At 73.8% G+C, this 14,686-nt stretch carries 15 protein-coding genes; 6 read left to right on the plus strand and 9 right to left on the minus strand.

Going from position 1 to position 14,686, the window contains the following annotated elements; translation table 11 throughout:
* Nucleotides 1-62: 62 nt before the first annotated feature.
* The 8 genes from WME98_RS31870 to WME98_RS31905 all read right to left on the minus strand — a co-directional run bounded on the left by WME98_RS31870 (nucleotide 63) and on the right by WME98_RS31905 (nucleotide 6,121).
* Entirely contained in the window at nucleotides 63-1,406 is a 1,344-nt protein-coding gene (locus WME98_RS31870) for a hypothetical protein (RefSeq protein ID WP_437945466.1), read from the minus strand.
* Complete coding sequence (locus WME98_RS31875) at nucleotides 1,403-2,185, minus strand: hypothetical protein (protein WP_437945467.1); 783 nt, start codon at nucleotides 2,183-2,185, stop codon at nucleotides 1,403-1,405. The genes WME98_RS31870 and WME98_RS31875 overlap by 4 nt, the downstream gene beginning before the upstream one ends.
* A gap of 104 nt (nucleotides 2,186-2,289) precedes the next feature.
* The gene (locus tag WME98_RS31880; RefSeq protein WP_437945468.1) at nucleotides 2,290-2,772 is read right to left on the minus strand and encodes a serine/threonine protein kinase; all 483 of its coding nucleotides are present in this window, start codon (nucleotides 2,770-2,772) and stop codon (nucleotides 2,290-2,292) included.
* A gap of 14 nt (nucleotides 2,773-2,786) precedes the next feature.
* Nucleotides 2,787-3,758, minus strand: a complete 972-nt coding sequence (locus tag WME98_RS31885) for a DUF4349 domain-containing protein (protein WP_437945469.1) — start codon at nucleotides 3,756-3,758, stop codon at nucleotides 2,787-2,789.
* 160 nt (nucleotides 3,759-3,918) lie between these two features.
* Complete coding sequence (locus tag WME98_RS31890; protein ID WP_061622798.1) at nucleotides 3,919-4,494, minus strand: CDP-alcohol phosphatidyltransferase family protein; 576 nt, start codon at nucleotides 4,492-4,494, stop codon at nucleotides 3,919-3,921.
* A 136-nt stretch (nucleotides 4,495-4,630) separates the two neighbouring features.
* The gene (locus WME98_RS31895; RefSeq protein WP_061622799.1) at nucleotides 4,631-5,065 is read right to left on the minus strand and encodes a universal stress protein; all 435 of its coding nucleotides are present in this window, start codon (nucleotides 5,063-5,065) and stop codon (nucleotides 4,631-4,633) included.
* 214 nt (nucleotides 5,066-5,279) lie between these two features.
* A complete protein-coding gene (locus WME98_RS31900; RefSeq protein ID WP_437945470.1) occupies nucleotides 5,280-5,756 on the minus strand; it encodes a hypothetical protein in 477 nt (158 codons plus the stop codon).
* A gap of 8 nt (nucleotides 5,757-5,764) precedes the next feature.
* Entirely contained in the window at nucleotides 5,765-6,121 is a 357-nt protein-coding gene (locus tag WME98_RS31905; protein ID WP_437945471.1) for a DUF4398 domain-containing protein, read from the minus strand.
* A gap of 815 nt (nucleotides 6,122-6,936) precedes the next feature.
* On the opposite strand from WME98_RS31905, the gene WME98_RS31910 reads away from it, so the two are divergent.
* Nucleotides 6,937-7,818, plus strand: a complete 882-nt coding sequence (locus WME98_RS31910; RefSeq protein ID WP_437945472.1) for a hypothetical protein — start codon at nucleotides 6,937-6,939, stop codon at nucleotides 7,816-7,818.
* A gap of 156 nt (nucleotides 7,819-7,974) precedes the next feature.
* Here WME98_RS31910 and WME98_RS31915 read toward each other — a convergent pair whose 3' ends face one another.
* On the minus strand, nucleotides 7,975-8,577 hold the full coding sequence (locus WME98_RS31915; protein WP_437945473.1) for a TetR/AcrR family transcriptional regulator: 603 nt from the start codon (nucleotides 8,575-8,577) through the stop codon (nucleotides 7,975-7,977).
* A 106-nt stretch (nucleotides 8,578-8,683) separates the two neighbouring features.
* Between WME98_RS31915 and WME98_RS31920 the strand changes: the two genes are divergently transcribed.
* From WME98_RS31920 to WME98_RS31940, 5 genes are all read left to right on the plus strand, one after another.
* On the plus strand, nucleotides 8,684-9,409 hold the full coding sequence (locus WME98_RS31920) for an SDR family oxidoreductase (RefSeq protein ID WP_437945474.1): 726 nt from the start codon (nucleotides 8,684-8,686) through the stop codon (nucleotides 9,407-9,409).
* A 4-nt stretch (nucleotides 9,410-9,413) separates the two neighbouring features.
* Entirely contained in the window at nucleotides 9,414-10,013 is a 600-nt protein-coding gene (locus WME98_RS31925) for a 2-hydroxychromene-2-carboxylate isomerase (protein WP_437945475.1), read from the plus strand.
* The gene (locus tag WME98_RS31930; RefSeq protein WP_437945476.1) at nucleotides 10,010-10,972 is read left to right on the plus strand and encodes an NAD(P)H-dependent flavin oxidoreductase; all 963 of its coding nucleotides are present in this window, start codon (nucleotides 10,010-10,012) and stop codon (nucleotides 10,970-10,972) included. The genes WME98_RS31925 and WME98_RS31930 overlap by 4 nt, the downstream gene beginning before the upstream one ends.
* A 261-nt stretch (nucleotides 10,973-11,233) precedes the next feature.
* A complete protein-coding gene (locus WME98_RS31935) occupies nucleotides 11,234-13,498 on the plus strand; it encodes a molybdopterin-dependent oxidoreductase (RefSeq protein WP_437945477.1) in 2,265 nt (754 codons plus the stop codon).
* A gap of 153 nt (nucleotides 13,499-13,651) precedes the next feature.
* Complete coding sequence (locus tag WME98_RS31940; protein WP_437945478.1) at nucleotides 13,652-14,527, plus strand: lysophospholipid acyltransferase family protein; 876 nt, start codon at nucleotides 13,652-13,654, stop codon at nucleotides 14,525-14,527.
* The last annotated feature ends 159 nt before the right edge of the window (nucleotides 14,528-14,686 follow it).

Consider the following 14,686-nt stretch of genomic DNA (forward strand, 5'->3'; position numbering starts at 1 on the left):
GCGCATCATCGAGAACGACTCTCCACGGGGAGCGGAGTTCCGTCGGCCGGGACCATCGCTCCTCAAAGGGTTTCCGGGGTTACAAAGACGATCTCGACCCGGGCGTTGCGGCCGCGCTCGCTGCCGCCCGGGTCGACGACCGGGGCCGCGGAGCCCGCGAGGAACGGCGCGATGCGCGGGGCCTGAGGGGCCGCAGCGGCGCTCGCGCCTTGCGCCGGGTCGAGGGCGCGGACGATGGCATCGGCCCGCGCGGCCCAGGCGGGCTCTTCCCTGGCGCTGATCTCCCGGTCCGTGTGCACGACCACGGCCACGGGGAACGCGGGGTGCGCGGCGGCGACCCGCGAGAGGTCGCGGAGGCGCGCCTCGCCGGTCTTCGTGAGGGCGTTGCCGGCGAACAGGCCGCGCAGCGTGACCACGACGCCGCGATCGTCGCGGGCGGGCGACCAGGTGCCTGCGGCCGAGAGCTCTGCGAGCAGCGCGTCGCCGGCGCCGGGCGCGCGGGTCACCGGCGTGGCGGCGCGGCGGGCGGCGGTCAGCGCGGCGAGGCAGCCTGCGCGCGCGCGGGAGGCCTGGTCGATGGGCGCCGGGATGGCGCGGCCGGCGACGCCCGCCTCCGCGAGATCCGCGTCGAGCTTCTTGATCGCGGCGGTCGCCTCGTCGAGCTGCGCCGCAAGGCTGGCGCTTCCGGGCTGCGCGGCGGCGGGCTGCACGGCGGCGGGCTGCGTACCGTCGGGCTGCGCGGCGCCGGGCTGCGTACCGTCGGGCTGCGCGGCGGCGGGCTGCGCGGCGCCGGGCTGCGCGGCGCTGGGCTGCGCGGCGCCGGGCTGCGTACCGTCGGGCTGCGGATTCCCCGCCGGCGCCGGCGCGGTCAGGAGGCGCGCTGCGCCGCACAGCAGGCGGGCCTGGAGCGCGAGCGAGCGCGCCGCGGCGAGGCGCGCCTTCTCGCGATCCGCGTCGGCCTTGCCCGAGGGGACCACGGGCTGCGCGTCGCGGGCGACCTTGATCCGCATGTCGAGCGCGTCGACCTCGGCCGCGACGCGCGCCTGCTCCGCCTCGAGGCCCGCGAGGGACGCCTCGCCGGCGGAGCGCTGCGCCTTCGCCTCGGCCTCGGCCGCCTCGGCCCGGGCCACCCGCGAGATCGCGTGCGCGTGCGCGTGCGCGGCGACCGCCTGCTCGCCGAGGATCTGCGCCCCGGCGCGATCCTTCTCGTCGAGCGCGGCGAGCGCGTCGCCGCGGAGCTTCTCCGCCCGGGCGAACGCGCCCGGCGCGTACCGCTTCGACTCGGCGGCGGCCGCCCCGGCGCGGACGTGATCGAGCTCGTCGAGCACCGCGGGCCGCGGGATCGGCGCGCACGCGGCGAGGACCACCCCCGCGACGGCGACGGTTGCGAGGCGGCGCGCGCTCACGGCGTGCCCTCCTTGCCGGCCGGCGCCGCCGCCTTGCCGGCGTCCCGGCTGCCCTTGGCCCCGGCGCCCTGCGCGGCGGCCGGCGCCCGCTCCGCCCGCGGCGTGGCCCCCCTGGTAACTGCCTTCTTGCCGGCCTCGATCCGCTGCGCTTCCACGATGGTCGCCGCCCTGGTCGCCTCGCGCGCCTCGGCCTCGATCCGCTCGAGCTCCGCCGCGGCGCGGCCCCGGCGCGCCTGCGTCTCTTCGAGCAGCGCGCGCGCCCGCTCGAGCTTCGTCTCGACCTCGCGCGCCTGCTTCGCCGCCTCTGCCGCCGCTGCCTCCACCGCGGCGGCGCGCAGCACCGCCCTCGCCGTCTCGGCCCACTCGAGGGCCACCGCGTCGAGCCGCCGCGCGTTCGTCGCGTCGCCCGCCGCGCGCGCGCCGTGCGCTCGCTGGAGCGCCCGCTTCGCTTGCGTCACCGGCTCGGCCACGACCTTCGCGGCGTTCCTCGCGGGCCCTCCATCCGCCCTGCCGCCGCCGTCGGCCTTGCCGCCGCCGTCGGCCTTACCGCCGCCGTCGGCCTCGTCGCGGGCGGCGGGCGGGGGCGCCGTCGCGACGCTCCCCTCGATCTCGCGGAGGATCTGCGCCGCCTTGGCGCCGTCGCCAGGCGGCGGCGCGGGCACCGTGGCGAGCGGCCTCTCTCCTTCGCCATGCGCCAGGGCCTCGCCGCTGCCCAGCGAGGCCGCGAGGGCGAGGAGCAGCGCTTGGCTCGACCGGCGCCGCCGCGCGTCGCAGAGCATGGGGCGGGAACGCACGTCCGCCAGGTAGCAAACAGGGCTTCCGCGAGCAAGCGCGGCGGCCGCCGGCCGAGAACGCCGCGCGGCGGCCGCGGGCAGCGCGCGGATCAATCCGGCAGGAAATTGCGGATGGACCAGTCGATCTGCTGCTGGTGGCGCTCGACCAGGTCCTTCTTGCCGCCTGCCTCGTGGAGGAAGACGTGATCGTCGTCGACGAAGACGGTGAGGTAATAAAGGTGCGCCTCCTTGCCCTCGTCGTGCCCGAAGCGCAGCTGGACGCCCGGCAGGCCGCTCCGGCTCTTCACGTCGGCCTTGCCGAGCAGCGCGTAGCCGCCGCCCTCGCGCAGCCGCTTCTCGACCACGCGGGACCAGAACGCGAGGTCGCCCTCCGGATCGTTGTCGAAGGCGCGGACCCCGAGCACCAGCCCCTCGGCGGTGGTCGCGCGGTACTCGTCGTCGCCGTAGCGATCCCCGAGGTCGACGAAGCCCGGCGGGGTCGCGGGCACGAAGGGCCGGCCGCAGCCGAGCGGCGCCGCGGCGCCGGCGAGCGAGGCGATGAGGACGAAGGCGTGGCGGAGGGAGTGGATCATCGGAAGCGCCCCGGTCACAGGTTGAGGAGCCGCGAGAGGCCGAGCTCGTTGAGCCAGTCGATCGGGAGCCGCGGGCCCGACGGGGTGATGGTCTCCGTCGAGCGCGGCTGGAACGAGACGGTGAGCGTCGAGAACGCGACCCGGTCGCGCAGGAACTTGAGGCGCCCCTCGAGGCGCTCGAGCTCGCTCGTGACGCGCGCGAGCTCGCGCTCCAGCTGGATCGACTCCTCGACCTTCGCGGCCTTCTCGAGGAGCTTCTCCAGGCGGTCGCGCACGACCCGCGCGTTGCGGATGCGGACCCCGAGATCGAGGAACTCCTCGGTGACGTCCTCCGCGACCACGTTGCGCTGGAGGACGTCGCCGAGGCCCTCCAGGCGCTTCAGCGCCTCGTCGAACCTGGCGGCGGGGACGCGGATGGTGATCGCCCGGTCGTCGCGGCGGGCGAGGAAGCCGCCGAGGTCCCGCGCGAGTTCCTCGACCTTGCCGAGCGACGCGCCCACCTCGAACACCGCCATCGCGACCTGCGCCGTGTAGACGAGGAGGGGCGCGGGCGCCGCGCTCGCCTCGGCGGCGCCCTGCTGCGCGCCCTGCGGGCCGGCGGCGGCCGGCGCCGCGCCGGGCTGCGGCGCAGGGCTCGTCGGCGCCGGCCTGCTTGTCGCCGCGGGCTGCGCGGGGCCGGGCGCCCCCCGCCCGGGCGCCGGCGCTGCCACGGGCGCTGGCGGCGCGGCCTTGGCGAGCGCGACCGAGCTCGTCGACGTGTCGACGTCGATCGCCGCCTCCTCGCTGATCCTCACGGCGGATATCTCCCTCCCCGTGGTCGGATCCGGCGGCGGCGGGGCCGGAGCCTGCGTCGCCGCGTACATCGGGGCGCTCCCGGGGTACATCGACGCGCGCGCGGCGTCGCCCGCCTTGGAGCTGCTGGATGCGCAGGCGACGGGGCCTGCGAGCACGGCAAGGAGAGCCCAGGCGGGCAGCGTTCTTCGCATGGTTCCTCGGAGCGTGGAGCCGGTGACAGGCGCAGAACGCGCCGCCCCGGCCGACCTTACACCATGGCGAGGCGCCCGCGCCGTGGCGCGCGGCGCGCGCGCTCGCCGGGGGCCGGGCAGCGCGGCAAGACCTCCGGCAGCCGAGGAGGGGCGCGGCGAGCTAGCCGCCCGCCTCCGGCGGGCCCTTCGCCGCTCCTGGAGCGCGCCGGAGCTGGCGCGCCCAGTACGAGACGCCCGCCGCCGCGCCCGCGCCCGCCGCCGCCGCGAGCGCCGCCGGCAGCGCCCCGGGGAGCGCGATCGCGGCGAAGACCGCCCCGAACTGCACCGCCGTGGCGAGCTTGCCGGGGATGTTGGCGCTCGCGGTCGAGAGGCGCGCGCCGCGGAAGCGGCGGCTCACCGCGATCCAGAGCGCGAGCGGCAGCTCGAGGAGCTCGCGGGCGAGCAGCGCCGGGATGCCCCAGAGCGGGAGCGCGCCGCTCTGGAGCAGCGTGGCGACCACGGCGAGCGCGAACACCTTGTCCGCGATCGGATCGACGATCGCCCCCGTGCGGGTCACCTGGCCGGAGCGGCGGGCCAGCCAGCCGTCGAGCACGTCGGTGAGCCCCGCGCAGCAGAGGACGGCGAGGGCGAGCGCGGGGCGCGTGGCCACGATCGGGAACAGCGCCGCGAGCGGCAGCCGGGCCAGGCTCATGAGGTTCGGCGGGAGCGCGAGATCGCGTGCAGACAGGGTCGACATGCGAGGAGCTCCATGCGGCGCAGGCGCGCCGCGTAAGGGGGTGGTCCTTGCTCACGTCGAGCGCGATCGAGCCCGCCGCGCCCTGGCCGGCGGCACCGCCGGCCGCCCTAGAGGAGACGCACGCGCGCGTGCGCGATCAGCTGGGCACGCGCACGGTGAGCACGGGGACGCTGCTCTTCCGGATCACCTGCTGGGCGACGCTGCCGAGGAACAGGTGCGAGATCCCCCGGCGGCCGTGGGTCCCCATGACGATCATCGCCGCCCGCTGCTCCTCGGCGGCGGCCAGGATCTCGGTCGCGGGATCGCCCTCGCGCAGCGCCGTCTCGAGCCCGCCGGTCTGCGCCGAGAGCTGCTGGACCGCGCGCGACGCGGCGGCGCTCACCTCGGCGTGGAACCCGGGCATCAGCGCCGGCTCCAGCCCGGGGTACGTGTAGACCGGGAGCTGGTAGACGTGCAGCAGCACGACCTTCTGCCCCAGCCTCTGGCCGAGGTCCTTCGCGAGCTCGACGGCCTTCATCGACGCCGCCTCGAAGTCGACGGGGACCAGTATCACGTTCGCGCCTTCCTTCATCGCGCTCTCCTCGCACGCGGGACCGAGCGTCCCTTCGATCGTGGACCTTCGACCGCTGCCCGCCCCCCGGGACGCTTTCGCCGCCGGCGGAGGCGTGCCGCGCGCATCTTGGATCCAAAAACCGGTCAGTCCCAGGAGAAACTGCTCCGCCGAGGGGGAGCTGACGCCCGGGGCGGTACGCCGCGCGCGACGCCGCGCGGGACCGCGGCCGCGATCACCGGGCGGGTTGCTGGGGCCGTGCGCGCGCGCGGTCGACGTCGGGCTCGAGGTCGACGTCGTCGGGAAGAGCGGGGGGAAGATCGCGCGCCGCGGGCTCAGGCGCGCCGCTCGCGCCTCGCGCGCGGAGCTCTTCGAGGGTCTCCCACGTCTTCCGCGTCTGCCGCGCCCGCGCGAGCGCGCTCTGGTTCGCGCGCACGAGCGACGCGAGCAGCGAGCACTGCGCCCGCCGCCGCGCGACGTAGGCGGCGTCGCGCGCCGCGGCGGAGCGCGGGCGCTCGCGCGCCTCTCGCTCGGCGATCGCGAGCGCCTGCTCCGCCTGCTTCAGCTCGGCGACCGCGAGCGGCGAGAGCGGGTTGTCCTGCGCCTGCACGACCGCGGCTCGCGCGGTGGCGAGCTCGGGGGGTGGCCCGGCCGCGCCCCGCGCGCAGCCGGCGAGCGAGAGGGCCATCGCGAGCGGAGCTCCGGCGCGCATGCGGCCTCCTACCGTGCCCCCTCGGCGAGCGTGCTCGCCTGGTCCAGCGTGCGGCCCGCCGCGTCGCGCAGCCCCGCCTCCCTCACGATGAGCGTCGAGAGCTCCGCGTCGACCTCGGCCCGCCGCAGCAGCCAGCGGGCGGCTTCCAGGTCGCCCACCGACAGCCGCCGCCTCGCCTGGGCGAGCTCGCTCCGCGCCAGCGCGAGGTGCATGGCCGCGCGCCGGTCCGCGCCCGCGCCCTCCTGCGTTGCCCCGCGGATCGCCGCCTCGGCGCGGGCGAGCTCGGGCGGCGGCGCCGGCGGGCGGATGGCGGCGCACCCGGCGAGCTCCAGAGACACCATCACGAGCGCGATTCTGGCGAGCATTTGCGTGGATTCCCGATCTTGCAGCGCTCGAGTGCAACCGTTGCTCCCGGCGCGCGTCCGGGACACGGCAGTGCATCGAACAGGCCAGTAAGCGCCCTGCGCGCGAGCTGCTCGTTGCGGTGGGGGCGTTCCGCTGCGTGGCGCTGGCGGCACCATGCTGCTGGCCCTCGTGGTCGCGCGTATCGCCACTTGCGCAAGGGATTGCGTACTTGCGCATCGGACGACGATGGCCTTCGGTCCCGCGCTCGAACACGCGCACCTCCCGCAGCGAGCGGCGCTCCGGAGTCGACAGCTCTCGCCGTAAACTTCCAGGAGGGCAATCCGAGCGGAGCGGTGACGACCGCGGCGCGCTGCTCGTCGCGAGGTGCCAGGGACACGATCTGGATGGTCAGGGACAGGACGCGCGCCGCCAGGGACAAGTGCCCGAACCGAGCGCGACAGGCAGCGTCCTCGCCAGGGACACGGAGCCAGTCGCCAGGGACATGCGGTGAGCCGCCAGGGACACGGAGCCGGTCGCCAGGGACAGGAGGTGCGTCGCCAGGGACACCCCGGCGCGTCTTCGCGTGTCCCTGGCGCGGCGCCCCCTGGGCACGGCGCTTGAATCTCCGTCGCCCTGTCGCGCAGCTCCCGCGTCCCGCGCGCTTCGAACTCCATCCTGGGCTGCTTGCGGGGCGAGAAAGATCGAGAGTTACGCGATCGGGTCCTTGATTCAGGTCCTTGAGAAGAGGGGAGCCCCGCCAGGGCTCTCCGGAATGGATGCCCGGGATGGCGGGGCCGGACGGGATGGCCGGCGCCGCAGCCCAGGGGAGGTCGACATGACGAAGAAGAGTGATATCGAGCGGTGGTCCGACGTCGTGCAGCAGATGAACGCCGCCGAGCTTCCGGCGAACACGGTGCCCTTGCACGTGCTCCTCGGGGAGGCGGTGGACGTGGCGAAGTTCTTCGAGAAGTACTGGAAGACCCAGGTCGACGCCCAGAAGCGGGTGACCCGCCTGGGCCTCGAGTCGGCGGTCCCGAAGGACAGCAAGAAGGGCGACGCGGCGCGCCTCGGGCCGAAGACGGCGGAGGAGATCCTCTCGCTCCAGCGCGCGACGCAGGAGGCGCAGACGCGCTATCTCCTGACCGTCGAGAAGAACAAGAGCCCGCGCGAGCGGGGGAAGTTCCTGCTCGGAGAGATCTGGGCGACGCTGAGCTTCTATTTCGACGACGGCGTCGAGGACGAGCGGGACGAGATGCTCGCCCGGATCGACGCGGCGCACGCGGGGGATCCCGACACGGCGGACGCGCTGGCGAGCGCGCTCCACGACTACGCGACGCTCGGGGAGAAGCACCGCGACGCGCTCGACGGGCTCGGCGGCTTCAAGGCGGAGTACCTGGACGAGGCGCGCGCCGTGGCGGCCGAGCTGCGGAGCCTGCCGGCGCAGGCGGAGGCGATCTCCCGGCAAGCGCAGGAGGCCCTGCTGCTCCGCAACAAGCTCGCGGCGCTGCTGATCGAGCGCATGGGCCTCGTGCGGTCCGCGGCGCGCTTCGTGTTCCGGAGCCAGCCCGAGATCGTGCGCGAGGTGACGAGCGCCTACGAGCGCCGCAAGCGCGCCGCGGCCCGGCGATCCAAGGCGCAGCCGAGCCCGGCGGCGCCCCCGGCGCCTTCACCCGCAGCGCCCTCGCCGGCGGCGCCGGCCGCGCCGCTCGACGGCTGAGCCGCCGGCGCCTCCGTGGGGGGGCGGAGCTTTTCCGTCGGCGAGGGCCCTGTGGGACGCTTGCGTCATGAGCCGAGCCGCGCGCTGCGAGCGAAGGTACAGGGCGGCCGGCCGCCGCGGCTCTCGCTCCGGTAAGCGGCCGGCGCCGCGGCGAGATCAGCGCGACGACCCCGGGACGGCCCATCGCACGCACGCGCGCAGGATCTCATCGCTCACCGGATGACCGCGGAGAGCGCGCGCGAGCGTGAGCCCGCCGACGCAGAGCGCCATCGTCGCGAGCGCGCGCTCCCGGGAGGTCGCGGCGCCGTGCGCAGGCGCGCGCGCCTCGATCTCCCGTACCGCCGCCTCGAACGCCTCCACCACCGCCGTACGGGTCGCCTTGTCGGCGCGGGTGAGCTCCGAGAGGGTCGACGGCAGCGGGCACCCCTCGGCGATGCCGTCGCGGTGCGCGGGGGACAGATAACGCCGCACCGCGCGCGCCAGCCACGCCTCGCCCTCGCTCCCTTCCAGCCCACGGAACCACGTCGCGCGCACGTCCACGAGCGTTGCCTTCAGCACCTCGGCATCCAGCGCCCGCTTCGATCGGAAGTGCGCGTAGAAGCCGCCCACCGTGAGGCCCGCGCCGCGCATCACGCGAGGGACGCTCGCCGCGGCGAGGCCGCCCCGCCGCATGAGCTTGCTCGCGGAGGCCACGATGCGCTCGTGCGTCGCCGCCTTCTGCGCCGCTCGCTGCGAGGGCGCGGTGCTCTTCCTTGTCATACGCTACGAATGAATGATATGAAGGCCATCATATGAAATCAAGGACACGCCCTCGATGCCTGTCCGGGTCGAAGGAGCAGGGCGAGGAGACGACCGGAGGGGTGCCATGAGTGACCGTGTTGCATGGATCGTGGGCGCCGGCGACGGCACGGGCGGGGCCGTCGCGCGTCGCTTCGCGCGGGAGGGCTTCGTCGCCTGCGTGTCGCGCCGCAGCGCGGACAAGCTGCAGCCGCTCGTCGACGCCATCGCCGCGAGCGGCGGCCGCGCGCACCCCGTCGGCTGCGACGCTCGCAAGGAGGACGAGGTCGTCGCGACGGTCGAGCGCATCGAGCGCGAGGTCGGCCCCATCGAGGTCTTCGTCTTCAATGTGGGCGCGAACGTGCCGTGCAGCATCCTCGACGAGACCTCCCGCAAGTACATGAAGATCTGGGAGATGGCCTGCCTCGGCGGGTTCCTGACGGGGCGCGAGGTGGCGAGGCGGATGGTGCAGCGCGAGCGCGGCACCATGCTCTTCACCGGCGCGACCGCGAGCGTGCGCGGCTCGGCGGGCTTCGCGGCGTTCGCCGGCGCGAAGCACGCGCTGCGCGCCCTCGCCCAGAGCATGGCGCGAGAGCTCGGCCCGCGGGGCGTCCACGTCGCGCACGTCCTCATCGACGGCGCGATCGACACGGCGTTCATCCGCGACAACGTGCCCGCGCTCTACGCGAAGAAGGATCAGGGCGGCATCCTCGACCCGGACCACATCGCGGAGAACTACTGGCACCTCCACGCGCAGCCGCGCGACGCGTGGACCTTCGAGCTCGATCTCCGGCCGTGGATGGAGAAATGGTGAGGCGATGGCGAAGGCGGTGACGTTCTACTTCGATTTCGGCAGCCCGACCTCGTACCTCGCGTGGACGCAGCTCCCGCGCATCGCGGAGGAGACGGGCGCGACGATCGACTGGCGCCCCGTTCTGCTCGGCGGCATCTTCAAGGCGACGGGGAACCGCTCGCCCGTCGAGATCCCCGCGAAGGGGGCCTACATGCTCCGCGACATGCAGCGGTTCGCGGCCCGGTACGGCGTGCCGTTCACGATGAACCCGCACTTCCCGGTCAACACGCTGACGCTCATGCGCGCGGCGGTGGGGGTGCAGCTCCGCCACCCGGAGCGCTTCCTGCGCTTCATCGAGGCCGTGTACAAAGCGCTCTGGGTGGAGGCGAAGGACATCGGCGATCCGGCCGTGGCGGCCGGGGTGATCCGATCGGCTGGGCTCGATCCCGGCGAGGTGATGGCGCTGACGAACCACCCGGAGATCAAGGAGAAGCTCCGCGCCGAGACCGACGCGGCGGTCGGGCGCGGCCTGTTCGGCGCGCCGACGATGTTCGTCGGCGACGAGATGTTCTGGGGGCAAGATCGGCTCGATTTCGTGCGCGACGCGCTCAAGGATGCGGCGTGACGTTGCCCGCGCTGCTCCGCGGCCGCCTGCGCCTTCCGGTGATCGGGGCGCCGCTCTTCATCCTCTCGCAGCCCGCGCTCGTGCTCGCGCAGTGCAAGGCCGGCGTCGTCGGCGCCTTTCCGGCGCTCAACGCGCGCCCGCCGGAGCTCCTCGAGGCGTGGCTAGCGCAGATCACCGCCGAGCTCGCCGCGCACGACGCGGCGCACCCGGGCTCGCTCTCGGCGCCGTTCGCGGTGAACCAGATCGTCCACAAGTCGAACGATCGCCTCGCGCGCGACCTCGATCTGTGCGTGAAGTACAAGGTCCCCATCGTGATCACCTCCCTCGGCGCGCGGGAGGACGTTAACGCGGCGGTGCACTCGTACGGCGGCATCGTGCTGCATGACGTCATCCACGTGGCGCACGCGAAGAAGGCGCTCGACAAGGGCGCCGACGGGCTCATCGCGGTCGCGGCCGGTGCGGGCGGCCACGCGGGGACGCTCTCGCCGTTCGCGCTCGTGCAAGAGATCCGCGCGTTCTTCGACGGCCCGCTCGTGCTGGCGGGCGCGATCGCGAACGGCCGCTCGGTCCTCGCGGCGCAGGCGATGGGCGCCGACCTCGCGTACATCGGCTCCGCGTTCATCGCGACCGAGGAGGCGAACGCCTCTCCGGACTACAAGCAGGCCATCGTCGACGCCTCCTCGGCGGACATCGTCTACACGAACCTCTTCACAGGCGTGCACGGCAACTACCTGAGGTCCTCCATCGTCCGCGCCGGGCTCGACCCGGAGAACCTGCCGGAGAGCGACCCCTCGAAGATGGACTTCGGCTCGGGCGGCAACGCGCCGGCGAAGGCCTGGCGCGACATCTGGGGGTGCGGGCAGGGCATCGGCGTCCTCCGCGACGTACCGCGCGCGTCGGCGCTCGTCGATCGGCTCCTCCGCGAGTACGAAGAAGCCAGGCAGCGCCTCCTCGCCTGATCCGCGCGGCGGCGCCTCCGCGTCCGCTTCGGGCATGAGGCGGCGTCTCCGCGTTCGCGCCGGGCGTGCGGCGGCGCCGCCCCCCGTGCGCTCTGGGGGCGATCGGCGTCGTGGCTCCACCTCGCGGAGGCGCGAGGCGCGCACGCCGATCCAGGTCGCTCGCGCGCTTCCACCGTGGCTTCACCTTGCCGGTCACATGGGACCCTTCATATTAAGGTCATCATACGGGAGCGATCGCCTGCCCTTCCGAAGGAGACCGACGTGACCGACGGCTGGAAGAAGACCGCGTGCATCCTCTGCAGCCAGAACTGCGGGATCCTGGTAGAGCTCGATGGCCGCCACCTCGCCCGCGTCCGCGGCGATCGCGAGCACCCGGCGTCCCAGGGGTACACGTGCGAGAAGGCGCTCCGGCTCGATTACTACCAGAACGCGCGCGGCCGCCTGACGTCCCCGCTCCGCCGCCGTCCGGACGGATCGTTCGAGGCGATCGGCTGGGACACGGCGATCCGTGAGATCGCCGAGCGGCTCCGGGCGCTCCGCGACGCGCACGGCGGAGAGTCCATCTTCTATTACGGCGGCGGCGGGCAGGGGAACCACCTCGGCGGGGCGTACAGCCGCGCGACGCGCGCGGCGCTCGGCTCGACCTACGCCTCGAACGCCCTCGCGCAGGAGAAGACGGGCGAGTTCTGGGTCGATGGGCAGCTCTTCGGAAAGCCGCGCTGCCACACGTCGGGCGACTTCGAGCACGCCGAGGTCGCGGTGTTCGTCGGGAAGAACCCGTGGCAGTCGCACGGGTTCCCGCGCGCGCGCGTCACGTTGAAGTCGATCGCGGCCGACCCGGCGCGCGCGCTCGTGGTGATCGATCCGCGCCGCAGCGAGACGGCGCAGATAGCCGACTACCACCTGCAGGTGAGGCCGGGTACGGACGCGTTCTGCCTCGCCGCGCTCCTCGCGGCGCTCGTGCAGGAGGATCTCGTCGACCACGCCTTCCTCGCCCAGCGGGCGTCCGGGTACGAGGCCGTGCGGGACGCCCTCGCCGGGGTCGACGTCGCCGCGTACGCCGGGAAGGCGGGCCTCTCCGAGCAGCTCGTGCGCGACGTGGCCCTGCGCCTCGCGCGCGCGAAGAGCGTCGCCATCTTGGAGGATCTCGGCGTGCAGCAGGCGCCGCACAGCACGCTGAACTCGTACCTCGAGAAGCTCCTCTACCTCCTCACCGGGAACTTCGCCAGGCGCGGCGCGATGAACATCCACTCGCGCTTCGTGACCCTGGTCGGCGGCAGGGACGGCGACCGCGCGACGCCCGTCACGGGGCACCGGGGCATCACGGGGCTCGTGCCCTGCAACGTCATCCCCGACGAGATCCTCACCGATCACCCGAAGCGCTTCCGCGCGATGCTCGTCGAGAGCGCGAACCCCGCGCACTCCCTCGCGGACAGCCCGCGCATGCGCGAGGCGCTCGCGGCGCTCGAGTGCCTCGTCGTGATCGACGTCGCGATGACGGAGACGGCGCGCCTCGCCCACTACGTCCTCCCCGCGGCGTCGCAGTACGAGAAGTGGGAGGCGACGTTCTTCAACCTGGAGTTCCCGGAGAACTACTTCCAGCTCCGCGCCCCGCTCTTGCCGCCGCTCGAGGGGACGCTGCCCGAGGCGGAGATCCACCGGCGGCTCGTGCGAGCGCTCGGCGCGCTCTCGGACGATGACGGCGCGAGCCTCAGGGCGGCAGCCAGGGAGATCCCGACCGCGGGCAGGCTGCCGTATGCGATGGCGTTCTTCGCCGAGGTCGCGACGCAGCCGCGGCTCATGCCGCTCGCGCCCGTGCTGCTTTACGAGACGCTGGGCCCGACGCTCCCCGACGGCGCGGCGGAGGCCGCGGTCCTCTGGGGCGCGGCGCAGACGTGCGCGATGTCGTTCCCGGAGTCGGTACGGCGCGCGGGGTTCGAGGGCGACGGCCCGGCGCTCGGGGACCAGCTCTTCGAGGCCATCCTGACGCGCCGCTCCGGCGTGACGTTCACCGTCGACCCGTTCGAGGAGACGTTCCGTCGCATCGAGACGAAGGACGGCCGCATCCACCTCGAGGTCCCCGCGCTCCTCGGCGAGATCGCGCGCCTCTCGGACGAGAACCCTGCGACGAGGGACCCGGCGTTCCCCTTCGTGCTCTCCGCCGGGGAGCGCCGCTCATCGACGGCGAATACCATCTACCGCGACCCTGCGTGGCGGAAGAAGGACGGGCTCGGCGCGCTCCGCCTCTCGCCGGACGATGCGACGCGGCTCGGCATCGTCGACGGCGGGCGCGCCCGCATCACCACGCGCGCGGGGAGCGCCGTCGCGGTCGTCGAGATCACCGACACGATGCAGCCTGGCCACGCGTCGCTGCCGAACGGCCTCGGGCTCGACTACCCCGACGAGGCGGGGCGACCCGTGGTGCACGGGGTGGCGCCCAACGAGCTCACGTCATCGGCGGATCGCGATGGGTTCGCCGGCACCCCGTTCCACAAGCACGTCCGCGCCCGGATCGAGGCGGCGTGAGCGCAGGCGCCGGCGCGTCCATCCCGGGAGGATCCGTCGAGCTTTCAGCCTCTCCCGCGCCGTGGTAGGCGTCCGGGGCGCTCTGCCGCACGGCGGCATGAGCGTCCGGATCGTCGACGGGAAGCGCCGTGTGCACGCGGGAGGGGTCGCAGGATGGATGAGGTTTCAGAGGACGCTTCGCACACCCAGAACGCCGGTGCGTCGCCATCGGATCCCCGGTCCTCCGCGAGCGCCGAGCGCCCGCGCGCCCGCGATCTCACGACGTGGAACAAGCTCGTGTTCCCGTCGCTCCGGGCGCTCATCAAGCTGGGGTACTTCTCCTTCAGCGTCGAGGGCGCGGAGCGCGTGCCGCAGCGCGGCCCGGTCGTCTACGTCGCGAACCACGCTGGCTGGTTCACGATCGACACGCTCTTCATCGGCCTCACGTTCACGGATCACGTGCACGTCGACTACGACCGGCTGCCCTGGGTCGCCGTGCAGGATCAGCTCTACCACTTCCCGACGCTCGGAGACTTCTGGGCCAAGGCAGGCGGGTTCCCGTCGTCCTGGCTCAAGAACCCCCGAGCCATCCCCCGCGAGTACCAGGCCTTCTGGATCTATCCGGAGGGCACCGAGGGCAACTGCAAATCCTTCTTGCACGCCTATCAGATGCGGAAATGGCGGACCGGCTTTCTACGCCTCGCCATCGCGCGAGGCGCGCAGATCGTGCCGGTGGCGATCGTCGGCAGCGAGGAGTGCATGCCCTCCGTCGCGCCGCTTCGCTTCCTGAAGCCGATCCTGGGGACGATCTATCCCCTGCCGCTCACGATGGTCCCGCTCCCCTCGCGCTGGAAGTTCATCTTTCACGACCCCGTGGACATCCGCGAACTCGGGCTCGGGCGCGAGGGGGCCGAGTCGGAATCTGCGAAGCAGCGCCTGGAAGAGGTCGCGGAGAGCATCCGCGGGCGCGTCCAGCGCACGCTCGATGAGGAGACGTCGCACCGCGCGCTCGTGCGGCTCTCGAGGCTCGTCACGCGGTCGCTGGGTTGACGACGGCCATTCTCGTCTTCGGGTCATGAGCCCCTGATCGTCAGCACGCGAGGGGGCATGTCGCCCCGGTCGCAGCGGACCGAGCGTGCGAGCTCTTGTGAGCGAGACCGCACCGTGGTAGCGATTCCCAGGTTCCGGCGCGGGGCGGCACGAGGGCTC

The organism is Sorangium sp. So ce296, from assembly GCF_051529605.1.
Taxonomy (GTDB): domain Bacteria; phylum Myxococcota_A; class Polyangia; order Polyangiales; family Polyangiaceae; genus Sorangium; species Sorangium cellulosum_D.